The sequence below is a fragment of the Methylocaldum szegediense genome, from assembly GCF_949769195.1.
GTDB classification, from domain to species: Bacteria; Pseudomonadota; Gammaproteobacteria; order Methylococcales; family Methylococcaceae; genus Methylocaldum; species Methylocaldum szegediense.
In genome coordinates, this window is record NZ_OX458333.1 from 1,802,451 (window position 1) to 1,828,275 (window position 25,825).

General features: G+C 59.9%; 25 protein-coding genes and 1 pseudogene. 2 read left to right on the plus strand and 24 right to left on the minus strand.

Annotated elements, in window-relative coordinates; all coding sequences use genetic code 11:
- Positions 1-17: 17 nt before the first annotated feature.
- The 12 genes from QEN43_RS07690 to QEN43_RS07745 all read right to left on the minus strand — a co-directional run bounded on the left by QEN43_RS07690 (position 18) and on the right by QEN43_RS07745 (position 9,191).
- Positions 18-332 carry a hypothetical protein gene (locus QEN43_RS07690; protein ID WP_026608670.1) on the minus strand — a complete coding sequence of 105 codons (315 nt, stop codon included), beginning with the start codon at positions 330-332 and terminating at the stop codon, positions 18-20.
- A gap of 12 nt (positions 333-344) precedes the next feature.
- Positions 345-1,148, minus strand: coding sequence for a DUF7146 domain-containing protein (locus QEN43_RS07695; protein ID WP_051331348.1), 804 nt, complete (start codon positions 1,146-1,148; stop codon positions 345-347).
- A 24-nt stretch (positions 1,149-1,172) separates the two neighbouring features.
- Entirely contained in the window at positions 1,173-1,427 is a 255-nt protein-coding gene (locus QEN43_RS07700; RefSeq protein WP_202901057.1) for a primase-helicase zinc-binding domain-containing protein, read from the minus strand.
- A gap of 225 nt (positions 1,428-1,652) precedes the next feature.
- Positions 1,653-1,805 (minus strand): hypothetical protein, encoded by a 153-nt coding sequence (locus tag QEN43_RS07705; protein ID WP_317963902.1) that lies wholly within the window; start codon positions 1,803-1,805, stop codon positions 1,653-1,655.
- Positions 1,806-1,973: 168 nt separating this feature from the next.
- On the minus strand, positions 1,974-2,399 hold the full coding sequence (locus tag QEN43_RS07710; RefSeq protein ID WP_317963903.1) for a hypothetical protein: 426 nt from the start codon (positions 2,397-2,399) through the stop codon (positions 1,974-1,976).
- An 81-nt stretch (positions 2,400-2,480) separates the two neighbouring features.
- Positions 2,481-2,966, minus strand: a complete 486-nt coding sequence (gene radC, locus QEN43_RS07715) for a RadC family protein (protein WP_317963904.1) — start codon at positions 2,964-2,966, stop codon at positions 2,481-2,483.
- A 105-nt stretch (positions 2,967-3,071) separates the two neighbouring features.
- Positions 3,072-3,512, minus strand: a complete 441-nt coding sequence (locus QEN43_RS07720) for a hypothetical protein (protein WP_317963905.1) — start codon at positions 3,510-3,512, stop codon at positions 3,072-3,074.
- Positions 3,513-3,623: 111 nt separating this feature from the next.
- Positions 3,624-4,088, minus strand: a complete 465-nt coding sequence (locus QEN43_RS07725) for a hypothetical protein (protein ID WP_036267514.1) — start codon at positions 4,086-4,088, stop codon at positions 3,624-3,626.
- A gap of 347 nt (positions 4,089-4,435) precedes the next feature.
- Positions 4,436-6,235 (minus strand): nitric oxide reductase activation protein, encoded by a 1,800-nt coding sequence (locus tag QEN43_RS07730; protein WP_317963906.1) that lies wholly within the window; start codon positions 6,233-6,235, stop codon positions 4,436-4,438.
- Between the two features lie 72 nt (positions 6,236-6,307).
- Complete coding sequence (locus tag QEN43_RS07735; protein WP_317963907.1) at positions 6,308-7,384, minus strand: DUF3150 domain-containing protein; 1,077 nt, start codon at positions 7,382-7,384, stop codon at positions 6,308-6,310.
- A gap of 123 nt (positions 7,385-7,507) precedes the next feature.
- A complete protein-coding gene (locus QEN43_RS07740) occupies positions 7,508-8,245 on the minus strand; it encodes a hypothetical protein (RefSeq protein ID WP_317963908.1) in 738 nt (245 codons plus the stop codon).
- 1 nt (position 8,246) lies between these two features.
- The gene (locus QEN43_RS07745; protein ID WP_317963909.1) at positions 8,247-9,191 is read right to left on the minus strand and encodes an AAA family ATPase; all 945 of its coding nucleotides are present in this window, start codon (positions 9,189-9,191) and stop codon (positions 8,247-8,249) included.
- A 166-nt stretch (positions 9,192-9,357) separates the two neighbouring features.
- Between QEN43_RS07745 and QEN43_RS07750 the strand changes: the two genes are divergently transcribed.
- Positions 9,358-9,567: a hypothetical protein gene (locus QEN43_RS07750; protein ID WP_026608657.1), complete on the plus strand. Its 210-nt coding sequence runs from the start codon at positions 9,358-9,360 to the stop codon at positions 9,565-9,567.
- Here the strand turns inward: QEN43_RS07750 and QEN43_RS07755 are convergent.
- From QEN43_RS07755 to QEN43_RS07810, 12 genes and pseudogenes are all read right to left on the minus strand, one after another.
- Positions 9,538-9,825 carry a hypothetical protein gene (locus QEN43_RS07755; protein ID WP_026608656.1) on the minus strand — a complete coding sequence of 96 codons (288 nt, stop codon included), beginning with the start codon at positions 9,823-9,825 and terminating at the stop codon, positions 9,538-9,540. The two genes, QEN43_RS07750 and QEN43_RS07755, sit on opposite strands and share 30 nt — an antisense overlap.
- Positions 9,826-10,137: 312 nt before the next feature.
- The gene (locus tag QEN43_RS07760; RefSeq protein WP_268870446.1) at positions 10,138-10,269 is read right to left on the minus strand and encodes a hypothetical protein; all 132 of its coding nucleotides are present in this window, start codon (positions 10,267-10,269) and stop codon (positions 10,138-10,140) included.
- Between the two features lie 657 nt (positions 10,270-10,926).
- Complete coding sequence (locus QEN43_RS07765) at positions 10,927-11,916, minus strand: S49 family peptidase (RefSeq protein WP_051331342.1); 990 nt, start codon at positions 11,914-11,916, stop codon at positions 10,927-10,929.
- Positions 11,913-12,917, minus strand: coding sequence for a hypothetical protein (locus QEN43_RS07770; RefSeq protein ID WP_317963910.1), 1,005 nt, complete (start codon positions 12,915-12,917; stop codon positions 11,913-11,915). The genes QEN43_RS07765 and QEN43_RS07770 overlap by 4 nt, the downstream gene beginning before the upstream one ends.
- 64 nt (positions 12,918-12,981) lie before the next feature.
- Complete coding sequence (gene traN / locus QEN43_RS07775; RefSeq protein ID WP_317963911.1) at positions 12,982-15,696, minus strand: conjugal transfer mating pair stabilization protein TraN; 2,715 nt, start codon at positions 15,694-15,696, stop codon at positions 12,982-12,984.
- 3 nt (positions 15,697-15,699) lie between these two features.
- Positions 15,700-15,915 carry a TraU family protein gene (locus QEN43_RS07780; RefSeq protein WP_317963912.1) on the minus strand — a complete coding sequence of 72 codons (216 nt, stop codon included), beginning with the start codon at positions 15,913-15,915 and terminating at the stop codon, positions 15,700-15,702.
- Between the two features lie 158 nt (positions 15,916-16,073).
- Positions 16,074-17,450, minus strand: a pseudogene (locus QEN43_RS07785) (IS1380 family transposase).
- A 610-nt stretch (positions 17,451-18,060) separates the two neighbouring features.
- The gene (gene miaA / locus QEN43_RS07790; RefSeq protein WP_051331639.1) at positions 18,061-18,972 is read right to left on the minus strand and encodes a tRNA (adenosine(37)-N6)-dimethylallyltransferase MiaA; all 912 of its coding nucleotides are present in this window, start codon (positions 18,970-18,972) and stop codon (positions 18,061-18,063) included.
- A gap of 32 nt (positions 18,973-19,004) precedes the next feature.
- Positions 19,005-20,789, minus strand: a complete 1,785-nt coding sequence (gene mutL, locus QEN43_RS07795) for a DNA mismatch repair endonuclease MutL (RefSeq protein WP_026610355.1) — start codon at positions 20,787-20,789, stop codon at positions 19,005-19,007.
- Between the two features lie 413 nt (positions 20,790-21,202).
- On the minus strand, positions 21,203-22,528 hold the full coding sequence (locus QEN43_RS07800) for an N-acetylmuramoyl-L-alanine amidase (RefSeq protein WP_051331638.1): 1,326 nt from the start codon (positions 22,526-22,528) through the stop codon (positions 21,203-21,205).
- A gap of 186 nt (positions 22,529-22,714) precedes the next feature.
- Positions 22,715-23,170, minus strand: a complete 456-nt coding sequence (tsaE, locus tag QEN43_RS07805) for a tRNA (adenosine(37)-N6)-threonylcarbamoyltransferase complex ATPase subunit type 1 TsaE (protein WP_026610354.1) — start codon at positions 23,168-23,170, stop codon at positions 22,715-22,717.
- Positions 23,167-24,654: a bifunctional ADP-dependent NAD(P)H-hydrate dehydratase/NAD(P)H-hydrate epimerase gene (locus QEN43_RS07810; RefSeq protein WP_026610353.1), complete on the minus strand. Its 1,488-nt coding sequence runs from the start codon at positions 24,652-24,654 to the stop codon at positions 23,167-23,169. Before QEN43_RS07810 ends, tsaE begins: the two co-directional genes overlap by 4 nt.
- Before the next feature lie 77 nt (positions 24,655-24,731).
- Here QEN43_RS07810 and queG point away from each other — a divergent pair, with 77 nt between their 5' ends.
- Positions 24,732-25,817 carry a tRNA epoxyqueuosine(34) reductase QueG gene (gene queG / locus QEN43_RS07815; RefSeq protein ID WP_026610352.1) on the plus strand — a complete coding sequence of 362 codons (1,086 nt, stop codon included), beginning with the start codon at positions 24,732-24,734 and terminating at the stop codon, positions 25,815-25,817.
- The last annotated feature ends 8 nt before the right edge of the window (positions 25,818-25,825 follow it).

The window sequence follows — 25,825 nt, forward strand, 5'->3', positions numbered from 1 at the left end:
TTTGCTCTTTCGACTCATTATTCGTCGATGGAGGCATCCTCCTCCACTCGACTTCGTTCCAGCCGCCGGCATACCGCAGCGATGATGCCTACCATGGCTTCTCGCCAAGGGCCGACAACCCGGTACGGTCGTCCGTTACGGTGATAGAAAGCGACCATACCAAGCCACTGCCGCAACCATGGGGCCCGCTGAAAGCGTTCCCGCATCAACTGGACGTAGGCCTCGGCATCGCCCTCCCAACCAGCAGGCGGCGCGAACGGATTGCTCGGATAACCGCCCGGAGACGTGTTGACCAGTGTCGTGTCGACGATGAGCGTTGGATTGGTGCCCATACTCCGCACTTCCTAAGCAGCACACCGATCCACCAACCGCGAAAACGGGAATCCGGCCGGACCTTGTGTAACCAAGACGTCCAACCAATCGACGCCCTTCCCTTCCGCTGGTAGGAACCCGTCTGGCAAGAGGATCTCCGTCTCAAGTCCGCGATCGGACACACGCTTTCGCAACGCCTCCGCCGCATTGAGGCCGGCCTTCTTTCCGTTTCGGATCGGATCGTTGTCCGCCCAGATTAGGAGTCGTTCGACGCCTTGTGGCGGCTCGAACGACTGCATGAGCGACGCGCTGATCGTCGCCCAGCACCGAAGTCCCGTTGCCTGCTGAACGGCAAGAGCCGTCTCTATGCCTTCTGCGACCCCGAGCACGCGGCCCGGCGCGCCTAGCCGAATGGCAGCTCCGGGTAAGGATTTTCCTGCCGGGACAGACATCAGCTTTTTGGGGGCTTCGACCGGAGCCTTCTGACCTTCAGGCGTTAGAAAGGTCCGGTGAATCGTCACTGGCTTCCCATCGGGTGACACGACCAAAGCGAGCATGGCCGGGAACACACCGGCCAAGTAACCCTCCTCGCTCCAATACTGAAGCGAAGGATGGTACTTGATCACCCCGGATAGGCTGACCGTCAGCCCCCGATGCACCAAGTAGCGGCGCAGGGGTTCCGCATCCGGATGGTCGACCGGGCGTGCGGCTCTCCAGATGGCCCTGAGAACGCGCCGGGTTCTCGCATCATCCGTGCGAACGGTCGGACGTGCGGCCGGGCGTCGGCGGACCGGCGCGACCGGTTTCGTGCCGACCAGTCCCAAAACACCCGCCACGGCTTTAAGTGCGTCAGGGTACTGCTATCCCTTGAGCCACATCAGAAGCGAGAAGCCATCCGGATAGGCCCCGCAGGTATTGCAGATGCCACCACCGGTTTTTTCGGCATCCGGATATAACCGGAAGCCGTCCCGTCCTCCGTGGACTGGACACGGCACATGCCGTCCGGGTCTTGCTAAGGCGGCCTCCAGTTCTGGCGCGAGATCACCCAGGATAGCCACCCAGGCGCCGCGGGCCGCGTTCCGCACATCCCGCGATTCCAAAGATGATCTAGTCATGCTGTGTCTCCTCCTGAAAACGAAACCCCGCCATCGGGATTTCCCTCAACGTCCGCCGGGGGCGCTGAAGGAAACCCCGACGAACGGGGCGGATGGCAGGACATCCACCCGAAGGAGACAGATTTCCCCTGACGGGGAGCGCGTCTCCCCCCAGGGGGATCAGATTGGAAACGTGTGGTGTGTGACCACACAAAGCTCGTTTGGGAATCTGCCGGCAGGTCCGGCTTAGCAGGAGATTCCCATCTCTTTCAATTTTTTCCGAAGCTCTCGCCGAGCCTCGAAATAACCGTAGGCGTAACCATAATGCCTGAGCGTCAGTATTCGAATGACGGCCGCTTTTTCCAGCAGAGGCATCCGGTGCGAATAATCTCTCAACATCGCGACGAGACCCTCATTCGAGACTTCACGAACCTTCAGGAGATGCTGAAAAAACGCTCGCGCCGCTTAGAAAGCATGACATCCTCCTTTTAAAGAGTCCGAGGACGTCATGCCCCTTCCGGGAATGTACGGCCCCGGACGGGTGAAATAGAGTGACGATCGGTTCGGTTAGCCGGTCCTCTTGAAAAAGACGGCGGTACCCGGCTTGCCTCGACCGACGAACGTTTTTCCGTTTCGGCGGAAATAGATCCGGTTCCCCGTTCGAGTGGCCTCGGCGACACGGTCACCGATCCAGGTGGACACGATGAGCGTCCCATCCGGAGCCTCAACGGGGTAGAACACGGCGCCCTGACCGATCTCGCAGGTCTCATCAAGCCCCTGGATTTCAGCAGCACTGAGAGCGCGGTTGTGCAGTTCAGCCTCTTCAGGGGTCACATCGATCCGCCCGAAGTTAGGCTCGAAAACACCGTGACCGGCGACGACCAGGAGATAGCCGAGACAGCGCTCGGTTCCATGGTCGACAAACGTAATCAGGGACCCCAGATGATTCAGCTGGGCTCGTGTCGGAGCCCGGCATTTTCTTGATCTTTTCACAACGCTTCTCCATGAAAAACCGGAGAAGCGTTCCACCTGGGAAAGCGCTTCCCCGGTGGGGTGAATGACAATGGCCGTCGGTCACAACAAACGGTGTTCCGCGAAGGAATACACCTCGTCGGCGCCGACGATGAAATGGTCGAGAACGCGGATGTCCAGCAAGCTCAATGCGTTCTTGAGCCGCATAATTAAAGCCTTGTCCGCCTGGCTGGGTTCCGCAAAACCAGACGGATGGTTGTGACAGAAAATCACGGCTGCTGCCTGGCAGTCCAGGGCCTTTTTGATGACTTCACGCGGATATACGGCGGCGGCGTCTATCGTGCCCTCGGCCAACACTGAAAATTCAATGATTCGGTGTTGGTTGTCTAGAAAAAATCCGGCAAAGACCTCATGGTCGTACTCGGCCAGATGCAGTTGTACGGCATCTCGTGCCGCATTCGGCGAGGTCAAGGCGGCTCCCCGCCGGAATTTGGCGGCGATGCGGCGTTTGGCCTCGGCGATGATGAGATCGGAATCGGCAGGAATGTAGTCCCCTATCCGATCGCGGATATATAGCGTTGTGCTCATGGGATTCTTCCTCAAAAATCGGAGAAACCCCTGCCCCGTCGGGGAGTGGGTCTCCCCGATGGAGATTGAACATCCGTCCTGCTTACCAGAACGGAGGATAAGGACTTACCGGGTCAGGCCCAGTAGAGTTCCCAGCAGAGTAATCGCATCCTTGTTTACGATCAGAATGGCGAACAGGAGCACCAGAAAATAGATGGTGAACTTCTTGTCCAACTGGACCAGGTCCGCCTTGGTCGCCATGCGCGGCTCCCAGCCGTCGATTCGGGCATCGACCCGACCGATTACGGCAAGTAATTCCCTGCGCAAGGATTCAATGTCCTGATATAGACTTTCCTTTAGCAAGAGGAGATCCTCCTTGCTCGCCAGCTCCTTCCGCAGTTCCTCGATGATCTCCAGCTTTTTCTGCTGGGCAACCTCGATGCTGCGGGTTTCGATCAGCGTGAGGCTCGCCTCGATGGCTTGCGCCACTTTGCGGCTGTCCTCATGCCCAAAGTGGTGCTCCAAAATGTCGTAGATTTCGATCGGCAACGTCATAGTCGTGCTCATTGTTTGTGCTCCTGTCAAAAACGGGAGCACAGCTCACCTTCGGGAAACCGGCTCCCGAAGGGATGATGAAAAAAAGTTTACCAACGCTACATCTTGCACGCGAGCCCTAGGTCAGGCCGCACGTGCATTCCGGCGTTCCTGCCGCCGGAGATATGAAAACAACCGCTCCCGCAACGTGTCCGGGTCGCACCCGCAGACGCGGGCGCACATGACGAAGCTGAACGGCTGTTCGTCGTTCGATGCAATCCACTCGAATATGGATTGCCGGGTTTTCTGGCCCACGCGACCATCGTCTAGCGTACTCAACGTCCGCTGCAAAATGTCTTCGTGGAGCTTGAAGACCGCCTCCTCCGTAAGGTCCTTGAACAGCTCGGCGGGATCTCCACCATTGAGCCCGCCGACGAGCAGCTTGGCCAGCTCGGATTCGCCTTTTCCCGGCCAGCGGCGAAAGACGATTTCAAGCGGCGGCAGCGTAAGGCCATAGTAGCGGCAGATGGCCTCGTATTCGCTCTCCGTGACGCCGAAAAGGTCATCGGCGATCGCTTCGAGCTTCTTTTGAACTGTTTTAGGTCTCATGATCCCTCCGCGAACAAGCCGAAGGGATCAACCCCCGTCCGGGAGCGACCCCCCTTCGGCGGGTTGAGATCGATCGCTCCGGGGTATGCTGGTTAACCGAACAAACCACGGAACCCATAGCGAAAAAGACGTGATATCGCCCTCGGCGATTCGACCCTGTGGATTACCGGGCTTGACGCACCCGGCACGGAGAAGTCGCAGCTCCCCCGCCGTCTTGTGGCGGAACGCCTGCCAATGGCAGGATCAGCGCTCGTCGAAACGAGCGCATGAAAAATGCGCTTTTCCGCTGGCCTCGCTACTGGCAAGGACAGGGGAAAAGGCGCCGGCACAAGGCCGGCGCATGGGTTTCAAGCCGCGATCAGGAGATCGCTGGACAACTCGAACAATCGCTCTCGCAGCTCCTGGATCTCCAGAATCGAAATCGACCGTTCGAAAAGATGTCCGACCGTGATCCCGAGGCCGATTCCCACCACTTCGATACCGCTCGCGGTGCACCGGTCGAGAATGTCGCGCACCGCCGCCTCGCTGTCGGGTTTTCCGTCCGTCAACGCCAAAATGACCTTGCGCGGTTCCCGACAGGCCAGCACGCGGCTGGCGGCATACCAGAGACCTTGAGCCAACGGTGTGCCGCCGTCGGTTTCAAAACCGAGGTAGGGCGCCCGCTGCCGAACCCGTTGACCGTGGTCCATCACCCGGTAGACGCTGTCGGCACGGCCCTCGTGTCCTGGAAAGGCCGTGATTGCCGGATTCACACCGGGTATACCTTCCAGCGCCAGCGCCAACGCCACGCACGCCTCCCAGGCGATGTCGATGCGCCGCTGGTGAACCACCGTGTCCCTCATTGATGGCGACCGATCCAGCAGCACATGCACGGCGGTATTGGGCGCCGTTTGTGGCAAGCGCTGCTCGAAAACCCGCGGATCACCGGTTGCGAGCCGGTGGAGCCGGTTACCCGATATTTTGCGTCCCAAGGACTTCAGGGCCGGTCGTTTGAGACGACTCGCTTGCACCAGTCCCTGTAACTTGGAGCGGATGCGGGTCGATTCCAGTACCGTCTTGTCGAGGAGCGCGCGACCGTTCTCCGGGTTTTCCGGTGGCTCATCAGCCGCTGGAAGGACCAGATTCGAGGCTTGGGATGTCGTGAGACTCAAGGTCTTCCGAGCACACTCGAAGAGATCCTGACCGACATCCTCGGCTCGCGCTGACAGTACCGCCCGTAGGACACGGACCGAATCGTCAGCCTTGCCGTCTGATGGGACCGAGGCCGGAGAGACACCGTTTCCATCGGTTGCTGGATGCGGATCACCCGCTGGCGCTGCGTCGGCAGGTCCGTTCGGGACGTCCGCCGGAGCGTTCTGGTCCGAATCGCCCACCGGTGCATCGGCCTTTGGCTGGGCGATTTCGTCTGGATCTCCCGTAGGAGAATCGGTGTTGCCAGGGTCGGCTTGGGTGTTGTCGGAGGCGCCACCTGTTCCAGATTCACCGCGTGGCGGTTTTTCCACTTCCTCTTCGGCCTTCGCGAGTTCCTCCTCGATCATGCGGAGGATTCGATCCGTCAGGATCAGGCAGTCCCGTGTGCTTCCCAACCGTGGAACCTCCGAAAGGAGTCCGAACAACCGAGTCACCGCGCCGGTCGGAAACCGTTCCTCCAGCAGGCGTTCCGCCTCGTCCGCCAGATCGGACAGGGCCGTTTGTCCGAGTTCCCGTGTCCGAAGATGGAACAACAGAAAACTCTCCAATACGGCGGCCGGATGCGCGTTGGGTGGCTGCATCGCAAAATCCCCTTGGTCGATCATCTTGCGAATCGTCTTCTCGATCGTCAGCCGGGTACCCGGATACATCTCGGCAAGTTGCCTTTCGATTCGCACATCTTCCAAGACATTGAGGATGGCTTTCCGTATCGGCACCTGAGACGCCTGTCGAAAACATTCCATGTCTGTGAAACGGACATGGCCCGCCTCGTGGGCGAGGTAGCCCCAGGCGACGTCCCGGTAATCCGGATCGTCCCCGTCGTAGGCCGGTATCTGGATCGTGTCGCCGTTGGTTCTGGCATCCTCTCCGCCCACGATGACCTTGACGCCCAGATTGTTTCCCAACGCCGCGGCGACGATGGGGAATGCGTTGTTTAAAGTTCTATTCGTTTTCATGGTTAACCTCGAGACAGAGGAGGCCAACCGTACTCCCGAAGGGATCAGGTTGGCCCCTTCGGGGTTGTTGACCTAGAACCAGAAATCTTCTGCCATTGCCGGTTCGGGAACAGGCTTTGGCAGCCCGATCTCATGTACCATTGCCGGTACCGTCTCTTGTTCTGGAGACGGAGCCAGGTCGACCTCATCCAGAAGGTCGCCGAAAAGGTCAATCGGGGAAACGTTTTCTGGTTCTGGCGGATTGTCTTCTGGCACAGAGACCGAAGCGCTCTCGACGTTCTGATGAGGCGTCACAGCAAACTCCGCCTCATACAGTCCTTCCCCGTGACGCTTGGTCTTCTCGGGGTCGGACAGCAACAATGCGGTCGCTACCAGTTCACTGAGAAACTGCCCTTCGATCGGTCCGCTTTTCGGTGTCCGGGCCAGCAAGCCGTCGATCGTTTCAACCACCGGCTGAACTCGATGGTCGAGAAACGCCAACCCGTCCAGTTTGTCCCGAATCCGTTTGAGGGGACTCAAGGCCTTGCGGGTGACCTTCTCGCGTCCCAGAAGGGAACTCTCCACGAGTTCGTTAGCCTCTTGAGCGATTTCTCGGAACAGAGTTTCGCTTAGTGAGCCAACCTTGCGGTTGAGCGTTTCGTCAGCCTTGCCGCCGGCATCTGTCGATTCCGGGTGAGATACCCGGAACACGACGTACTCAAAGCTGATTCCAGCAGCGACCGCCTCGATCGGCTCCACCGCACGGCGGATTGCGGTCTCAAAACGGCGGTGCCGATCTATCCACTCCTCTACCGTTTGGTCGTAACGGGAGAGGAATGCATCCCGGGCCGCTTTGAACTCCGAAGCTATCGTATCCAGTTCGGAGCGGATCGCGTCGATCGATCCTTCCGGGACGGCAAAGCCACCAAGGAAGCGCGTGCCAGCCTTTAGGCACGTTCTTTCTGCTTCCTTTTTCAGGCGGTGGAAGACAGCCAGTTCCGCAGGGTCGACGATCTTCTTCGACCCCAATGAGGCTAGATCCTCGGGCGGCAACTCGCTGCCGGCAGCCAAGATCAGATCCTCCTTACGGAGTTTCTTTCGCCCGCCCCAAATGTGGGCATCGATTTTGACCACACGCAGGCGGTCGAGAATTTGAGTGGTTTCTTTCATGGTGGTGCGTCTCCAAAAGAGAAGGGACGCACCACGCCCCAGGGGCGAATTGATGCGCCCCTTCGGGGTCACTCAGGATGCTCCGATGTGGAATCACAACCGGAGCGTTAACTCATACATAGGTCAGAACCACCAGTCGTGATCTGACTGGATTGCCCGAGACAGGTTTATGCGGGGTTCAATTAGCCCCAGTGCCTCGGCCAATGGCCTGACGCCCTCGAGGTCTGTCCCGAACTGGGCTAGGAGCCTGGCTTCGGCTCTAAGATCAGTCCCGACCTCGATACCGTCTTCGGTCGCGACCGACATGGTCGTACCCTCTGGAGCGAGCCGTTTCATGGCCATCAGCACAAGCAAAGGGACGACGCTTTGTGTGATCGGAATCTGGCCCGCTCCAGAGGTCCGTGTTCCCGGAATCCGCCAGTTGCCGATGGCGCCCGGCTCGAAATCGGAACGTTCGCCACGTGCCCATCCGAGCACCTCGGCCAGGCGGTCAGCCGCGTCACTTACTGCCTTGGCCCAATCGGCCAATGCCGCATGAGGGACCGATACGCCAACCCGGATGCGCCAGTAGAGTGCGTCTTCGGGTTTCTGTTCGGGTTCTGACCTGGTTGCGGGCGTCGAATCCACGGCATGGACCCGGCCTTCCTTGTCGATCCGCACGGTGCCGACGGGGACGTAGCCTTTCCTCAGCTTGGCCTGAACCAGGTTACGTTTATCCCCTCGCCGCGTCTTGCTCTGCGGCAGGACCGGCCCAGTTGGCCCCCAGCGGGTGGTCACGGTGCCATTGGCGTTCTGCCGTACTGCCCAGTCTTTGGACGAGCCGTCCGCGTGCGTGAAGCGGTACAGGTCGTATGTGTCCATGTCAGGTACTCTGCCAATCCTGGCCAAAGACATCGGCCGCAATCCGGTGGATCGCCAGGCGTTCCTCGGGTTCGGCCCGCAAGGCCAAGGCCCGGTCCAGGGCGTACTCCAGGGCGTTCGGCGCGCCCTTGAACGCCACGGTCAACGAGGCCCAGCGAATGAGTCCACGCGTGGACATGGTGACGCTGAGCATCCCGGCGCCCGCATCGCCCCCGACAAAGAGTTTCCGGATCTCGTTCGCGACCCGGATCATCTTTTCCCGGATGACGGCCGGCATTGCCGGCACCGTTTTTGCGAGCACCGTGTCTTCGAGTTCCGGCTCCGGATAACCGATCTCCAAGATCCGGAAACGGTCCATAAAGGCGAGGTTCTGTCTAAGCACGCCCTGGTAGAGCCCATTCCTGTCGCCGCTACCGGCGCTGTTGCCCGTAGCGATCAGGCGGAACTTCGGATGGGGCCGAATCACTTCCCCACCGTTTTGAGGAATCACGAGGGGTTGTCCCTCGACGATGTCATTGAGCCCGGCCAGTTCGGACGGGTCCATTAGGTCAATCTCGTTCAGGATGAGCAGGTGACCGTCTCGGACCGCCTGGGCCAGGGGACCATGCACGAACTGCATGCTCCCGTTGACCAGCGTGAACTGGCCGAGCAAGTCGTTCAGCTCCAGTCGGCCGTGGCAGGTCACCGCATGCACCGGCCAGTTGAGCCGGGCCGCGACCTGGGTAATCAACGAGGTCTTGCCCGCCCCGGTTGGACCGGTGATGTACAGGCCATCACCGTTCGGAACGTTCAGGAATGCCAAAACATCCCGCAAAGGTTCCTTGCGGAATACGTAGTCCCGTTTGGCCGGGATCTTGGGATGGTTGGCGTCGGCGAAACCCTCGACCGTCATCTTGGGCGGAGCCTGGATCCCGAAGGTTTCCGCGATTGGAAAAGATTGATACATCTCTGTTCTCCTTTTCAGGGTTTCACCCGAAGAGGAGGCGCAGGATCCCCAAAGGGGATGTCACCTCCCCTTCGGGGTTGCATATCAAAATCAGCGCCGTCTTTGCGTTGTTCCACCGCTGCGGTACGATGGCACACAACGGTGGAATCGAATTTACGGAGACGACATGATCCGATCAGGCAATCGCCTCAAGCTGACTCAAGCCGAACTCAAGGCTTTTCGAACCATGACCGGCGTGATGAAGCCTCCCCGAACCGTCGACGAACACAATGCCGCACTGGAAAAGGCGGCATTGGCGTTGCGGGACGAGGACGGGGGTCCTGCGTCCCGCTTGCTTCAGGCCGTTCTACTCGCCGAGCGCATTCCGAAGGAGTAGCTCGGCAAGTAGGGCCGACTTGCGGCGGCCGATCGATTTGGTTGCCAGGAGTCGCCCCAGCGTACCGGCCTGGCCGCGGTCGATCAGCGACAAGACGATGGCCTTGGCCAGATCGTCGTCCAGTTCCCGGAACAGCTCCGGGTTCTGGACAAGTACACCCGCGACGGTCGCGGGTTTGAGGGCCGCCATCTCCAGGAGCTTATCCTGGGCGTCGATGCGGGCGGCGATTCTTGAAAAAATTACGTCTCCTCGTTTCATGGTGTGTCTCTCCTCTGAAAAAACAGGGGAGACACGTCCCGCCAGGGGATGAGTCTCCCCTAACGGGTTGTTGATGGAGGTAGTTGCTTGACCTTGACCGTTATCGCCGGACAACGAGAGTTATTGGAGCGGACAGCTATCGAAGCCTTTTATCGGAACGATATGCATCTTCTCGGACAAACACTCGCCGTCCTGGAACCGAAGGGACGCCTACGGCTCCTCCGAGGGGAGCGATATGCTGTGGATGGGGAGTCAAACAACACGTTGCACGCGCAGCCCGATGCATCCGCAGCAGGCCGGTGTCTCGAACAATCAGTTCGTCAAGAGGTTGATTCCCCTCTCGACGAGTGACCAGAACCGCTCCTCGATCTCCGGGATCAGTGACAGTCCCGTCGCGCAAAGGACCAGGAAACCGAAAAGAGCCCTGATGACTTCCTTAGCCATGGAGCCTCCTTTGAAAACACGAGGCGCCATGCCCCCACGGGGCATGACGCCCCAATGGGGTTGATGAAGGGCTGCGGATTGTCCGCAGCGGTTGCCTTACCGGGCTTGACGCACCCGGCGCGGAGAAGAGCCTCTTCCCCGCCGCCTTGCGGCGGAACGCCTGCCAAAAGCAGGATCAACGCTCGTCACGTCGGAACGAGCGCATGAAAAGTCCGCTTTTCCTTTGGCCTCTCCGAAGAAAGGACAAAGGACAAAGGAAAAGGGACCAACGTATTCGGATTGAATCCTGGGAAACGGTCAGGCTTTGACCTGGCCGCTCGGTCAGATCGGGATTGGCGAATGGCGGAACGCCGACTCGCGAGATGGAGGTCTTGGACGGTTACGTAGCCGTAAGGAACAATTCCCCTGCGGCTGGCATCGGGCTGTTTTATTAGAGACCCCAGCTAGGTCTGCCGCGACGGTGAAGCGTCGAGACGGTTCTAATTTTTGTCTCTAAATTGATCGGCTGTCAATCGCTCCAAACGCCGGGTTAAAGCTATATCCCCGATAAAAACAGAAGACCAATGGCTATCCGGATTTGGCTGTTGATGCGAACATCCCGAGCTTCAACCGAGCGAGCCAAGGTGCTCGAAGGGACACGGCTTAGGCGTCGATCCTTCAAAGTAACCTCGGTCCCTCAACAAGCGAAATAAGGCTAATTAATCCCTGGAGCAAACCGGAAACCTCCGCGCGTAACTTGTTCACAGCCGTCCAGAAATCCTCCCGCGGCGTGTAATCCAGTGACGTGTCGAGGTTCAGGACCGTTTCCGCCACATGCCGAACATCCCCATAGCCGTCAATCAGACCCAGTGTCCGGCCCTCCTCACCAGACCAAAACATCCCGGTGAAGAGGTTGGGGTCGTTTGCCAACCTCTCGCCTCGACCTTCCTTCACAACATCGATGAATTGCCTATGGATGGTCGCGAGCGTCGCATGAATCTGCGCCAGTGCCTCCGGTTCAGGTTCGGTGAACATATCCAGGATTCCTTTGTATTTCCCCGCCGTATACAGCCTTCGCTCGATGCCGAGCTTTTCCATCAGGCCGGTAAACCCGAACGAATCCATCCGTACGCCAATCGAGCCCACGACACTTGCCCGGCTGGCGTAGATTCGATCGGCCGCCGCAGCGATGTAGTAAGCGGCGGACGCGCCAACATCGTCGATAACTGCAGTAACTGTTTTTTCCGGATACTTGATCTTGAGAGCTTTAATCTCGTCGTAAACCATGCCGGCCTGGACAGGACTGCCGCCCGGGCTGTTAATCTCAAGAATGACCGCCTTCGCAAACTCGTTCGAAAACGCCCGGCGGACCCCCTGAATGATTCGATCGGCGTTGGCTCCTGATTCGGCAGAAATTTGCCCCATTATTTTGATTACGGCAGCGTGGGGACTGCGCTGCGCTTCGAACGTCCGCCACCCGGAATAGGCGGTCATTACCAACATCAACGCCACAAAGCTGTACGATAGCGCTTTGAAGACGAAACGCCATCGCCTGGACCGGCGCCACTCTGCCATATTTTCCTCGACGATCCTGAGCAGAGCCTCGCGCGCCCAGGTATCGTCAGATACCACCGGGTTCTTCGCATCGGAATAGGTCGTGTCGGTCATGATGCCTCCTTGTCTTTTTGGTTCTTGGATTCGTTCTCGGGCTCGATGAAATACAGCGTCTCGCCCCGGTGGAAGATGACGGGATACGGCCGTTCGTTCGTGGGCGCGCTGTAGATGTACACCCAGTCGGGCAATAGTGCGCTCATCTTTTGGAGATGTTCCGCTTCGCCGGCTAAAGGTAAGTCTCTAACGTTGATTGGATTTCCGGCGTCATCGTAGTCCGCGCAATAGGTCCGAATAGTTGCACCAGGGCAGTCGCCAGTGTGTCCCGGTAAACAGTTATGCCAGACATAGACCGGCCCAGGGCTCTGCCAGGATGGGCCACGATCTACTTCGTAGGGCTCGTGAACAGACGGCGTTAATGCGCATTTGGTTTTGCCTATATCGCACACGCCTCCCCGGACCAAGTAATGGGTCTCAATCTTGTCCTCGCCAAATAGGAATGGATACAGCACGGTTTCAGTGCCTTTTATGGTGTAGGGACTTGGAAGAGTGTCGAGATACGCTTTGAGCAAAAGCTCCTCCAGTTTGTGGATTGCGTCCTTCCGTGTAGCGGCCTCGCTTTTCGGCATCCACACCAGAAAATGATTCGACAACGCAGGGTGCTTCACTGAGGGGGGGGCCGTAAGCACGCCCAGAATCGACATGACGCCCGCGCCGGCCGGCGAAAACCCGGGCGGCGCGATTCCTGCCCCCGTCAGTTTGCGGACGCCGGTCGCAAGTCCCGCTGCATGAAGTAGCTCTCGGCCGGCGGCGCCGGACCCCGTGCCCTTCAACGCCGCGGCCAGCTGCGCCCGCGGCACATCGTTGATCGGCTCGGGTTTCCCGGTATAGACGTTCGGCCTTGTCAGTCCGGTGGCGAGCGCGATCTGAAGTGCCAGGCTGTATTTCGGATCGCGTTCGTAAAAGTCGACCGGGTCAAACCGGCCAAACATCGCGCATCCGGCGTGCGCCAAAGACAAACCGATCAAGATGGCTCCCCGTAGTAGCGACCTTTCCACAGTCGTTCTCCTTTTGTCGATTACAATTCACTTTCACTTTGCCCCCAGGGTTAGGAAACGCACGTCACTTCGGCCCCAAGGCCCAGCCTTCTTCCTCCGCTTCTCGGCGGATCGCTGGCACGTCAAGCCCGTCGAGTCTCACCCGGTTGCGGTCGAGCGTATTCAGGCGCGTACCGTCGACGTTGAGCCGGCTGCCGGCACCGGTCAGCCGCTCGAGATTCAGTTTCGCGGCGGCGCTCGATACGTCCGGCAGATGACCCGTCGAGGCCAGGATGGCCAGCCATTCGTCCAGGTTGACCCTGGACCAGTCGACATACTGCAACTTCTCGACCGGAATACCGCTGCAATCGGGGTTCTCCTTCTTACCGAAGCTCATGCCGAGTTGCGGGCGGATCTGTTCCTGCAGGATTCTCGCGAGCGGCGACGCGAAGCAGCAGTAGCTCTCCTTGTGCAGGAAACAGACGCCGAACTCGTTCTCCTCCTCGCAATAGGTGCCCAGGTTGGTACAGCTCTTTAGTGCCTTCCTTGCCACCAACTCATACTCCGATTGCTCGCACTCGAAGACGATCTGGACGACGATGACCACGATCATGTAGATGGTATAGGCCATCATGATCACGTTCAGCGCGGTGCCAATATAGGCACCGCCCCCGCCGAGTTGAACTCCGTTTTGGCCTGCGGCGGTTAGTTGGCCTGACGCATCGAAAGCCTCCATTCCGTTCGCGGCACTGAACAGCAAGTTCCCCGCTGCGCCCCCGAACGTCTGTCCCACCCAGGTCGCCACCTCCTTCATCAGCATCGTCTGGAACTGGCTGATCAGGCCCTCCTTCGCCACCGTGCTTGCCGCGGCCTGGGTCGATCCGGTGATCGCGTCCACCGCCCGATCGTAGAGCCCGGTAACCGTATCCCAAACGTTGACGACAGGTTGTCGAAGCTTTTCCCAGGCGGCAAACAGACCATCGGACTTGTGGAGCCGCATGATCGCGCTGTCCAACTGTCCGACGGCGAACAACAGATCGATATAGTCGCCCAGCCCGGTCGAGGTCGGCGCGTTGCAGCAATCGACCAGCGTGACCAGGCCGCCCGCGATTTTGCACGCACGCGCCTCGCCCTTGAAGACCTGGCAGGTCGTGAACTCGAAGCCCTGCCCTTCCTGTTCGTTGATCTCGGTCTCGCACACCGTGTCCATGGCCATCTGCTGGCTCGCATGGAGGGCGGCCACCGCACGCACGAAATCCTGGCTCTGGGTCCGATCCACGGTGACGCAGTCCTCGCCCATGCAGCGGACCGGACCGGCACAGGTCTGCTTGCTCGCGCCGCGGAGCGTCGGAATGGTCTGCGTCGTACCGCAGTCGTAGAGGTCGCTGGACCGCCAGCAGGTCCCGGACGTCTCCCCTTCCGTACCGTCCACACATTCGGACCGAATAAAGGCGCAGCCCTGGGCCTCGAGGTCCTCACAGGTCTGCCCTCCTCCACCCGGCGTCAGGCAGTGTACGCCCGCACTATCGGTCCAGCAGGTTCCGGCCCCGCCGGCGAAATCGCATTGCGCGTTGATCGAGACCGCGCCGCACGTCTTCGGAATCTGTGGCAGCAACGGCTCTGGCAGATCCGATTCGCAAATCCGGACACCATTGTATTCAAAGCACTTCTGATCGAGCTTCGCGTTGTAAACGCCGGGGTCGTTCGTGCAGCTTACGCTCGCGCTCGAACACAAGTTGTCCCGGACTGCGTTGACCAACTCGGGACATTTCGCGTTCGACCAGAGCCACTCGACCTTGTCGACGCGCTCGACGCTGAAATACAGCTTCGCGGCCATCACCCAGTTTTCGCCACCGACGTCGTGCTGCCAGAACGTGCCTACCAGCCCGTTCTCGCAGGACGGCATCTGCGCGATGCCCTGCGAGACCGAATCGTCGACCTGAAACCCGCCGTCGTTGCTCCAGAGACCGGAATCCAGCCATCCCACGGTCTTGACATGGCGAATTCGGTAAGGCGCCGAGGCGTCGCAGATTTTCGCGTAGTCGAGCTTGGGCACCTCGACGATGCCGCCCGCGCCGATATCGCTCCACCAGGTACCGGTGCCGTTCTTCAGATCGAAGCTGAAGGACACGTCGTGCTTGCCGATCGTGCCGAGCTTCACCTCGACCGTGTCCTGCGACACGGTGTAGTTCCGCGTCGCGGTGCAGGTGGACGGCGGGTTCGGTACGCGCAGGCAGGTCTTGTAGTCGGGGAGGCGCGCCTCGAACTCGTGCTCCGTGAAGACCGTGCTGGCCGTGCAATCGGCGAACGTTTTTGCAAAGAGGTCATGGTTGTCGAGCACCTCTTCGGTTTTCGTCCAGATCGGATCCTTCCGAAGATCGGGATGGGCGCGACGGGCCGAGTGGATGACGGTCCGGTACGCTTCGCCGGTATGAGTCGCTTCGGTCTTGAGCGCCGTTTGGGCGTCGAGGCCTGCAGCCACGGTCGCGGCGTTGTCCCCGTACAGTCCGGTCAGATCGTTCAGGTTCCCCTGATCCGAGTCGGGGAAGAGGTCCTTGAGTGGCAACGTGCTCTCCTGTCCGGTACCCGGATTCAGGGTCAGCGCCCCGGTCGGCTCGTTCAGGTCCGGAAACCGGAAGTCCTCGACCACGGCTCGGCCAGTCGCCTGGCCCTGACGCGCGGCCTCGCCGAACGCATCGCCGTAGGCGAGACCGAACGGCGTCCAGGCGACCGCGACGTTGAGCACGGCGACGAGCGGCCAGGCGAACACGGGATGGCGGCGGAACCAGGATGTGGACATCGGCTATATCCCCGCGCAGCAGTCCTGCCAGCGCCACAAGAGATAGACATGATCCTCCCCCGGCCCTGGAAAGGCTTTTGCGCCTCCCCAACGAAACGTGCTTTCGCCGATCGCATGCGCGCGGGTGGTTTCGGCCACCGGGTAAAAGAGGGTCATCCTGTACTGGTTTTTCGGAATAAAGGGGTAGATGTGGCAACCGCATAAGGCCGGATATTTCATCAGCTCCTTTTCGCGGGCAGGAGTAATGGGGCGGTTGGGTCAACGGCATGCGACTAGGGAAGGCGATCGGGCAAAAACGAAGGGATTTCTGAACAATCGACGCAAGTCCCCCTTACCCCATTGTTTGTCATCGTGCCGGGGACCGCACTCGGACCGGGTCAGGTGGCGAGGATACGGGCGGCGACGAGAAAGGTCTCACGCTGGGGATGATGCGAGGCGAAGAGGATAGGAATGCGGCGCGTATTGCGCACCACCGAAGCGCCGATCTTAAGGAGGTTCACCCGAATCGTCGCGGCGGTTGCCCGCGCCAGCTCGGTACCGGCGAGCGCGATCTCGCGCAGCCGCTGCATCAGCGTATACGCGAGGGCAGCCCACAGCAGGCGCAGCGCGTTGGCGAGAAAATTATGGCCACTGGCGCGGGTGCCGAAGAGGTCCAGTTGTGTTTCCTTGATCCGATTTTGTTCGCCGCCTCCCTACGGCTCACCCCTTCGGGGCTTCCGCTCCCATTCGATCCTATCGAATGGGTCGGCTTCTCCGCGCTGACAGTAGAGCGGATCGTAGAGGGCGTCGGCGTTCCCTTCAAGATTCGTCACCACGAACCTTGGATTGGCGCCTTGGCTGCCAAACTCCAAGCAGGTGATGATGCGCCGTTCGATATTCCAGGAGTCGGCCGCGTAGCGGAATTCGTGAATGCGGCGCTGCTTGAGACCGGTTTCGGCAAAGGCGGCTTTGAGCTCGTCTTCCCAAGCCGCGACGGCCTTGTGCAAGCGCGCATTGCGCACCACACCGATCACATAGCCAACAGCATGGCGTTCGCACCAACGCAAGAGCCTCTGCCGGCAGAAGCCGGAATCGCCCCGGACGATGATGCGAACCTTCGGCCACGCCTGCCGTAAGCGTGTCACCAACAGTTTGATCACCGCCGCCGAATGCTTCGCCCCATCGATCCGGCTGGGCCGCAAAAGACAGATCAGGAGCGCTTGACCACAAAAGACATACAGCGGCAGATAGCAATACTGATCGTAGTCGCCGTGAAATGGGGCGAGTTCCTGATGCCCGTGCAGCGGCACATCGGAGGCGTCGATGTCGAGGATCAGCTCGCGCGGTGTTTGAGGCTGGGACGCGATGAACTGCTCAACCAGCACCCGATTCAAGGCCACCACATCGGCACGGCTGGCACGGGTTTCCAGGCGTGAGAACGTCGGGCTGCTGGCCAGAGCCGTCACCTTGCCCACCGCCGTTTGCAGCAGCGGATCGTGCCGCAGCCGGTCATGATCATTGAGGTCCTCATAGCCGCAACACAGACCCTAAAGCCGTTGGGCGACCAGGTCTTGCAGGGCATGTGTGATGCGGTTCGGAGCCCTCGGATCGTTCAACGCCTGCGCTACCGCCTTCGATAAGCCAAGGCGTCGATCCAACTGCCGCAAGAGCACGAGTCCGCCATCGGAACTGATCGCTCCACCCCGGAAATTGGCTTCGATGACCCGCCGTCCCAGGCGTCCAAATGTCATCTCATCAGCGCTACAATTTGGCATCGGCACAGCTCCCCACACAATCTGTTTCGCAACCTGATTTTATGCGGGTTTCAACGCTGTGCCGACCCTCCTCATGATGAAATATCCGGGTTAAGAGGGATTCCAGGATGGATATCGGGAACTTGCCGAGATGGGAGTCATCAGAGCTTGATGACTCCCTATTCCATATATCCGATGCATCCCTACCCGGACTCTGTGCGTAGCCAGATCCCGCTACAACCGCTTCAGCCTAACGATTGTTGACCCACTCCCCATTTCGCCCCATGCCGGAGAAGGCCGGCGCGGAGAACACGCGGCGATGGATTCACAGCGGGAAGCATTTTTCAACTCGTGAGCTGGGCATCGCTTGCGCACAATTCCCTTTATACGCTACGCTGCTATCGCCGCGTTTTACTGTGCCTCCAACATCAGTGCATGCGGCAGGGGACCCGGCAGAAATGCCGGGTTTCCTTTAACCGAAATCCGTCACCGCCCTTCGGTTCGGCATGGAGATCTCACTTGGTCTTTTAGACAGAATTCCCGAGCCGGTTCCGTCGGGATTCGGAAAAATCCAGCGCAGTATCGGTCTCTTACCACCTCAGCCGGTGTTTACCGTGCGAAGCGATCGCCCTTATCTCCTCTTCAAACGCGCCGTGAGGTCCCTCAACACAGACTCGACTAACTGTTCGTCCTCACTGACATACCGCAAGGCGTCGTTCTCGCGCCTCAGCCAGGTGAGCTGACGTTTGGCGAATTGGCGGGTGGCGACGATGCCGCGCTCGATCAGCGTGTCGCGGTCGTATTCGCCTTCGAGATACGCCCAGACCTGCCGATAACCCACGGCACGGATGGAGGGAAGATCGGGATTGAGATCGCCCCTTTCGTACAGGGCGCGAACTTCCTCGATAAACCCGCCTTCAATCATGGCCAAGAAGCGCCGCCGAATCCGCTCGTGCAGGGCTTCGCGGCTCGCCGGTGCGACGATGATTCGGATGGCGTCGAACGGTAACGGTGGTGGCCGGGTCTCGGCGCAGAGTACGGTCAGCGGAACACCGGTCACGCGATAGACTTCCAGAGCCCGCTGGATACGCTGCGGGTCGTTGGGATGAATGCGCGCCGCCGCTACCGGGTCGACTCGCCCGAGTTCCGCATGCAGTTTCGCCCAGCCGAAACGCGCTGCTTCGTCATCGATTTGCCGCCGGACTTCGGGATCGGCGGCAGGCAGGCTTGAAAGCCCGTATAACAAGGCATTGAAATAGAGCATCGTGCCTCCCGCCAGAATCGGTAGCTTGCCGCGTGCGACGATGTCCTGCATTAGGGCGAGTGCGTCCTCTCGAAAACGACCGGTAGAATAAGACTCGGCCGGATCCAGAATATCGATCAGATGGTGCGGGACACCTCCCCTTTCCTCCCGGCTAGGTTTGGCGGTGCCGATGTCCATGCCGCGGTAAACAAGAGCCGAGTCGACGCTGATCACCTCACCGTCCAGCGCCTTGGCCAATTCGATCGCGAGCCGCGTCTTGCCCGAAGCGGTCGGCCCCATCAGGGCAACCGCTGGAAAGGATATATATTCGCTCACTGGCCTCGCATGAACAAACGGTTCAAGTCCTTAAGGCTCAGTTCGACCCAGGTCGGGCGGCCGTGGTTGCACTGGCCGCTGCGCTCCGTCGCTTCCATTTCGCGAAGCAGGGTATTCATTTCCGGCACGGTCAGCTTGCGGTTGGCTCTCACCGAACTATGACAGGCCATGATTGCCAGAACTTCGTTCAGCGACCGCTCGATTCGGAAGCTCTGTCCGTGCTGGTTGAGATCGGATAGCACGTCGCGCACCAAACGCTCGCCGTCGGCGTCCGCTAGCAGGGCGGGCAAGGCTCGCAACATGAGCGTTTCCGGGCCGGTTCGACGGAGTTCGATGCCCAAGGTTTCGAACAGAGCGGACGCCTCCTCCGCCAAATCGGCTTCGGCCGAACTGACCTGAATCCGTACCGGGAGCAGCAAGGGCTGGCTCGGAACCGATCCCGCGCGGACCTGCTCCTTCAGCTTTTCATAGGTGATGCGTTCATGGGCGGCGTGAGCATCCACCACGATCAGCCCGTCGCGGCTCTCGGCCAGGATGAACGCGCCATGCAGATGTGCGACCGCGAAGCCGAGCGGCGGCAGGTGTTCGTCGGGTTTAGGCTCTTGTGGCGGTTCCGGTTTGGCCGGAGGCGCGGAATAAAGATCGGCGTAATTTCGAATCGCGTCCGCCACTTGCAAGGGCAACGCCGACTGCCGGTAGGGTTTGGTGAACCTGGCTTCCGCCGCCGCACCCGCCACTCTCCGTTCCGAAAGAGGTGTTATCTCGGCTTCGGAGGCCTTTGGCTTGCTCTCGGCCAAGACCCGGTGTAAAGCACGAAACAGAAAATCGTGCACCATCCGGGAATCGCGAAAACGCACTTCCAATTTCGCCGGATGAGCATTCACGTCGACCAGCGCGGGGTCCAACTCGAGATACAACACGTACACCGGCTGGCGCCCGTGATAAAGGACGTCCTGATAAGCCTGCTTCACGGCATAGCTCACCAGCTTGTCCCGGACCAAACGCCCGTTCACATAGAAAAACTGCATGTCGGCCTGACTGCGGGAAAAGGTCGGAAGCCCTACCCAACCGGAAAGCTTTAATCCCGCGGCAGAAAACTCCACGGTCAGCGCGTTCTCCAAAAATGCGTCGCCGAGCACGAGGCCGAGCCGTCGCTCGATTTCGGCTTGGGTCTCCGCCGGCCGCAGGTTCAATACCGTCCGCGAATCGTGCTTTAAGGAAAACCCGACGTCAAACCGGCTCAGCGCCATGCGCTTGATCAGCGTCTCGGTATGGGAGAACTCGGTCTTTTCCGAACGCAAGAATTTACGCCGCGCCGGCGTGTTGTAGAAAAGATCACGAACCTCCACCGTCGTTCCCTCGGGGTGGGCCGTCGGCTGTACGTCAAAATCGGTTCCCGTGCCGTCCGCCGTGACGCGCCAGGCACAGCGCTCGCCGCGGGTCCGCGAGGTCACGGTCAAACGCGCTACGGAACTGATGCTGGGCAGGGCTTCGCCCCGGAAGCCCATGCTGGTTACCCGCTCCAGATCCTCCAGGCTCGCGATCTTACTGGTCGCATGCCGAGACAGAGCGAGCGGCAACTCCTCCCGAGCGATACCGCAGCCGTCGTCACGAATGCGTATCAGGCGCAAACCACCCTGCTCCACTTCGATATCCACCGAACGCGCGGCGGCGTCGAAGGCGTTTTCGACCAATTCCTTCACGACCGACGCAGGGCGCTCGACGACCTCGCCGGCGGCGATTTGGTTGATCAATTGGGGAGGGAGAACGCGAATAGGCATGGCGGACCGGGCTGACGAATCGAGAAAAGATTTTGCGCTTAGACCAAATCCGGAGGTCCGGATTCGGTAGGCCACTTATTCTCGGGAAAATGGAGGACCGATGAAAGCCCGCGTGCTCGAATCGGTACCTGGCGCAAGCGCTCTATTGCTCGCGAGAAAACCCCTAGCTCTGCCAGGGAACTCGCAAAGTTTGGCATTTCCGGGAGTCAGGTCTTTTACCAATTTCGCTGAGCCGTCGTTCCGGCAGGGATTGCCGGAATCCAGTTCACAGGGATTGTGAACGCTCGCAACCATCCGTAGTCACTGGACCCCGGCAATCCCAGCCGGGGTGACGGGATGGGCTTTATCGTAAGGCGATCCGGCCCATTTGAGGGAACCAGACTTCGAAAGCCACGGACTCTTCCGATAGAGCGTTACTTCTTGGCAACCGGCTTCTTGCCGTCTGATTCCGCGACACTTTCCTGGGCGTCGGCGACACGCAGGTCGACCGGCACCATCGGCCGAATCTCGGCGAAATAACTGCGGATGCCGTCGAAGATAGCGCGGGCCAGCCTGTCCTGATGCTTAGGGTTGCGCAAATTGCGCTCCTCATCGGGATTGGAAATGAATGCCGTCTCGATCAGTACCGAGGGTACGTCAGGCGACTTGAGCACCACAAATCCCGCTTTTTGCACATCGCGATGGTGAAGATGGAAATCCTTTTTCAGTTCTCCCAATATCTTTGCAGCCGCGCGATTGCTGGCTTCGAGCGTCGCCGATTGCGACAGATCCAGCAGCACCGAGGCTAGGATCTTGTCCTTACCCTTCAGCTGAACGCCGCCCACTAAGGCGGCGTTTTCCCGGTCCGCCAGCCAACGCGCGGCTTCACTGGATGCGCCATGTTCCGAAAGGGTGAACACGGAAGATCCCTTTACGTCGTTGCTGACATAAGCGTCCGCGTGCAAGGAAATGAACAGATCGGCCTTTGCTTTGCGCGCGCGTTCCGCCCGCTCGCGCAGATCGACGAACTGGTCACCGTTGCGCACCATGACCGCCCGCATGCCTGGCTCGGCCCGGATCAGCCGTTCAAGCTTGCGCGCGATCGCCAACACCACGTCTTTCTCATAAGTTCCGTTTGGACCTATGGCCCCGGTGTCCTTGCCGCCGTGACCGGCATCGATGACAACCACCCGCACCTTGTCCGGCGCTGGCTTCAACAAACGGACAGGCCTCGCTGGGCCCGCCGAGCTTGCGGACTTGACGGAAGACGGCTTTGCGACCGCTTTTGGTGGCGCCGAGGCGCCTTTCGGTTTTGCTGAATTTACCGGCACCGCGGAAGCCGCTTTTTTTCCTGTCTTGGCGGCCGCAGGGGTCAGTTCGAGTACCAAACGGACACTTCCCTTGACTGGGGTGACATAAGCCTTGTAGTCCGCCGGACGTTTGAGATCAAGCAAAATCCTCGGACTATCCTTGGCTTTGCCCTCGATGGGAATGAGCTTCACGATCAGGGAATGGGAAGCCGGCGGCTGCCCCAGCTTTCCAAACACGGAAATCTTTTCGAAATCGATTTGCAGCTGATTCGGCTTGCTTGTCCGGGAAATGCGATATTTCGGCGCCGCCGAGAAATCGAAAATCAGACGCGACTTCTGCGCGGCGGCTTCGAATTTCACGGCGTTCATCTGTACCGGCGCGCCCAGAAGCAAAGGCGCGTAGCCGCAGAATGTGAGTGCCAACCATGTGATCAACGTTTTTTTTTCCATGGTTCGTGTGCTCGTTTTGTTTCAATCCTCGCCGGCGTCCCTTCCTCCGAGCTTGTCTCCATGAAGGACGAGCGTTCAGCTCCGCCGCTTCGAGTCGGATCAGGGAAATGTTCTGATGAATAAAACTGCCCAGCGTGAAAGCTCTGGGCAAACATAGTCCGAGCTGCTGAAAACCGCAAGAAAAGGCTATTCGGCGTGCAGCCGGGCTAGCGCCGCTGCGCCGCGGTCGGTACCGGCCGATATCTCCGCGATGCGCCCAGTACCCGATATTTCCAGACGGATCTCAAGGTCGGCCCGGGGCAAAAGGCCCGCGCCACGCTCCGGCCATTCTACGAAACAAACGGCGTCCGCCCGAAGATAATCCCGGAAGCCCGTCCATTCCAGTTCTTCCGGGTCGTTCAGCCGGTACAGATCAAAGTGGTAAACGATCCGGTCCTCGAACGGGTACTCTTCGACCAGCGTGAAAGTCGGGCTCTTCACCGGCCCCGAAAAGCCTGCAGCCCGGAGCCAGCCTCGCACAAAGGTGGTCTTACCGGCACCGAGGTTTCCATGGAGAAAGACGAGAGCCCCCGATGGCAGGGCACTATGGACGCGCTCGGCCAATGCAAGCGTTTCCGCCTCGTCCTTAAGCATCACCCTCATAAATTGATCAACCGGCGCAACGGATCCATCAAATCGCAGGCCAGGAGTCCCCGCTCCCCGCCTTTTGCGGCCTCGTCCCCAGCCGCGGCATGCAATTGCACCCCCAGGGATGCGGCATCGAAAAGATCTAGTCTTTGTGCCAGGAGTCCCGCGATGACGCCGGTCAACACATCGCCCATGCCGCCGCTGGCCATGCCGGGGTTTCCAGCGGTGCAGACACGAGGCAATCGATCCGGGCCGCAGACCAAACTCCCGGCGCCTTTCAATACGATCACGCCGCCGAACTTCGTCTGAAGTTTCAGAACAGCATCGAACCGGTCTTTTTGTATTTCCTGAGATGTCGCGCCGAGCAGCCTCGCCGCCTCTCCAGGATGTGGCGTCAAAACCCAATTGTCCCGGGTTCGGGTACTTTCCGCCAGAAGATTCAGCGCGTCGGCATCCACCACGATCGGCAAATCGGTATTCAAAACCGCGTCGAGCAGCATCTTGGCCCATTCCGAACGTCCGAGCCCTGGGCCGATAGCGACGACTGTGGCGCGTTCTAAAGGCGCACGCAGGTCATCGATGGTTTCGACGCCGTGGCACATCAGCTCCGGACGGGTCAGGTTGAGCAAATCCGCATGAGATTTCCGCGTGGCGATGCTGACCAAACCCGCGCCGACCCGAGCCGCGGCCTCGGCAGCCATACGGGCGGCTCCGCTATAGCCGCTATCGCCCCCCACCACTAGCACGTGACCGAAATGGCCTTTGTGAGCATGGCGTGGACGCGCCGGCAAACCTCGCTCCCATGGAGGCAGCAGCATGGCCGAAGGCTTGACGGAATATCGCACTTCCGGCGGCGTATCGAGGTCGGAGAATACGATCTCGCCGGCGTATTCCGGACCTTCGCCGGTAAAGAGGCCCTGCTTGAGACCGATGAAAGTCACGGTCAAATCGGCTTTGACGGCGACACCCAGCGCGGAGCCGGTATCCGCATGGAGTCCGGAGGGAATGTCCAGTGCCACCACGTGACCGGAAAACCGGTTGATGGCCTTGATCACATCCGCGTAGTACCCGCCGACCTCCCGATCCAGGCCCGTTCCGAAAATCCCGTCGACCAGGACTTCCGCGCCCTCGAAATCGGCCGGAATAAAATCCAATGTCTCGCCGCCCGCTGCCCGATAATCCTGGTAAGCGGTCAGCGCATCGCCCTTCAAATTCGTTGGCGGCGCAACCGGATAGACCCGCACATCCATGCCTGCGTCGTGGGCCAAGCGGGCGACCACATAGGCATCTCCCCCGTTGTTGCCGCTGCCGCAAATGGCCGACAGCGTGCGCGCTTCCGGCCAGCGTTGGCGCAAAGCGGCAAAGGCTGACGCGCCGGCGCGGCGCATCAATTCGATGCCGGGGATGCCGACTGTCTCGATCGCATAACGATCCATCGCGCGCACGTCTTCGGCGCGATAAAGGTCTCTCGGGAAACTTCGGCTGTATCGTTCGCTCATAACCCAGTAAGCTGTATCTAAACTACGCTTGCTCCGTTTACATTCTGGCTTAAACGCCGTACCGTCTCCACACTTCTGTGACTTCGTCCGCTCCCGATTACTCCGCGCTCGCCGCGAAAATCAAGACCTGGGGCCGAGAGCTCGGTTTTCAGCAAGTCGGCATCACCGATACCGACCTGTCCGCAGCCGAAAAGCGGCTTGAGGACTGGCTGAAACACGGGTTTCACGGGGAAATGGATTACATGGAACGACACGGAACCAAGCGCAGCCGTCCGGACGAGCTCGTCCCAGGTACGCTAAGGGTCATCAGCGTGCGCATGGATTATCTGCCCGAGGAGAGGACCGCGGTCCGGGAACGGCTGGAAGAGCCCGGCGCCGCGTTCATCTCCCGCTACGCCCTCGGCCGCGATTATCACAAGGTGCTGCGCAAACGCTTGCAGCGACTGGCCGAGCGCGTGGCGGCCGAAGTCGGCCCTTTCGGTTACCGTGTCTTCGTGGACAGCGCGCCGGTGCTGGAAAAAGCCCTCGCCGCCAAAGCCGGCCTCGGCTGGATCGGCAAGCACACGAATCTCGTCAACCGCCACGCGGGCTCGATGTTTTTCCTGGGAGAGATCTATACCGATCTCCCCTTGCCTGTCGACTCCGAAACAAGCGACCACTGTGGAAGCTGCACGGCCTGCATCGACATCTGCCCAACCCGAGCCATCGTCGCGCCATATCGCCTGGATGCAAGGCGCTGCATTTCCTACCTGACCATCGAGCTGCGCGGGCCGATTCCCGAAGAATTCCGCGCCGCTATGGGTAACCGAATCTATGGCTGCGACGATTGCCAGCTCGTCTGTCCGTGGAACCGCTACGCGCGCCTGACGGAGGAAACGGATTTCCTGCCACGTCACGGCCTAGATACCGCCGGTCTGATCGAACTTTTCCGCTGGGACGAAGCGACGTTCCTGCAAAAAACCGAAGGTTCCGCCATACGCCGCATCGGTTACGAATGCTGGATCAGAAATATCGCGGTGGCTTTGGGCAACGCGCCCCCATCCATCGAAATCCTCGAAACCTTGGCATCCCGGATGGACGATCCGTCACCCCTGATTAGGGAACATGTTCGCTGGGCCCTTTTGAAACACGAAACCGTGCTCCACCGGAACTCTCCTGCGTGACGATTTTC

Bases quoted from the DNA above. Each gene is read 5' to 3' on its own strand.
- QEN43_RS07690 (WP_026608670.1), bottom strand. From the start codon at position 332: ATGGGCACCAATCCAACGCTCATCGTCGACACGACACTGGTCAACACG.
- QEN43_RS07700 (WP_202901057.1), bottom strand. From the start codon at position 1,427: ATGACTAGATCATCTTTGGAATCGCGGGATGTGCGGAACGCGGCCCGC.
- QEN43_RS07705 (WP_317963902.1), bottom strand. From the start codon at position 1,805: ATGTTGAGAGATTATTCGCACCGGATGCCTCTGCTGGAAAAAGCGGCC.
- radC (WP_317963904.1), bottom strand. From the start codon at position 2,966: ATGAGCACAACGCTATATATCCGCGATCGGATAGGGGACTACATTCCT.
- QEN43_RS07720 (WP_317963905.1), bottom strand. From the start codon at position 3,512: ATGAGCACGACTATGACGTTGCCGATCGAAATCTACGACATTTTGGAG.
- QEN43_RS07725 (WP_036267514.1), bottom strand. From the start codon at position 4,088: ATGAGACCTAAAACAGTTCAAAAGAAGCTCGAAGCGATCGCCGATGAC.
- QEN43_RS07730 (WP_317963906.1), bottom strand. From the start codon at position 6,235: ATGAAAACGAATAGAACTTTAAACAACGCATTCCCCATCGTCGCCGCG.
- QEN43_RS07735 (WP_317963907.1), bottom strand. From the start codon at position 7,384: ATGAAAGAAACCACTCAAATTCTCGACCGCCTGCGTGTGGTCAAAATC.
- QEN43_RS07740 (WP_317963908.1), bottom strand. From the start codon at position 8,245: ATGGACACATACGACCTGTACCGCTTCACGCACGCGGACGGCTCGTCC.
- QEN43_RS07745 (WP_317963909.1), bottom strand. From the start codon at position 9,191: ATGTATCAATCTTTTCCAATCGCGGAAACCTTCGGGATCCAGGCTCCG.
- QEN43_RS07750 (WP_026608657.1), top strand. From the start codon at position 9,358: ATGATCCGATCAGGCAATCGCCTCAAGCTGACTCAAGCCGAACTCAAG.
- QEN43_RS07755 (WP_026608656.1), bottom strand. From the start codon at position 9,825: ATGAAACGAGGAGACGTAATTTTTTCAAGAATCGCCGCCCGCATCGAC.
- QEN43_RS07760 (WP_268870446.1), bottom strand. From the start codon at position 10,269: ATGGCTAAGGAAGTCATCAGGGCTCTTTTCGGTTTCCTGGTCCTTTGC.
- QEN43_RS07765 (WP_051331342.1), bottom strand. From the start codon at position 11,916: ATGACCGACACGACCTATTCCGATGCGAAGAACCCGGTGGTATCTGAC.
- traN (WP_317963911.1), bottom strand. From the start codon at position 15,696: ATGTCCACATCCTGGTTCCGCCGCCATCCCGTGTTCGCCTGGCCGCTC.
- QEN43_RS07780 (WP_317963912.1), bottom strand. From the start codon at position 15,915: ATGAAATATCCGGCCTTATGCGGTTGCCACATCTACCCCTTTATTCCG.
- miaA (WP_051331639.1), bottom strand. From the start codon at position 18,972: ATGGGGCCGACCGCTTCGGGCAAGACGCGGCTCGCGATCGAATTGGCC.
- mutL (WP_026610355.1), bottom strand. From the start codon at position 20,789: ATGCCTATTCGCGTTCTCCCTCCCCAATTGATCAACCAAATCGCCGCC.
- QEN43_RS07800 (WP_051331638.1), bottom strand. From the start codon at position 22,528: ATGGAAAAAAAAACGTTGATCACATGGTTGGCACTCACATTCTGCGGC.
- tsaE (WP_026610354.1), bottom strand. From the start codon at position 23,170: ATGAGGGTGATGCTTAAGGACGAGGCGGAAACGCTTGCATTGGCCGAG.
- QEN43_RS07810 (WP_026610353.1), bottom strand. From the start codon at position 24,654: ATGAGCGAACGATACAGCCGAAGTTTCCCGAGAGACCTTTATCGCGCC.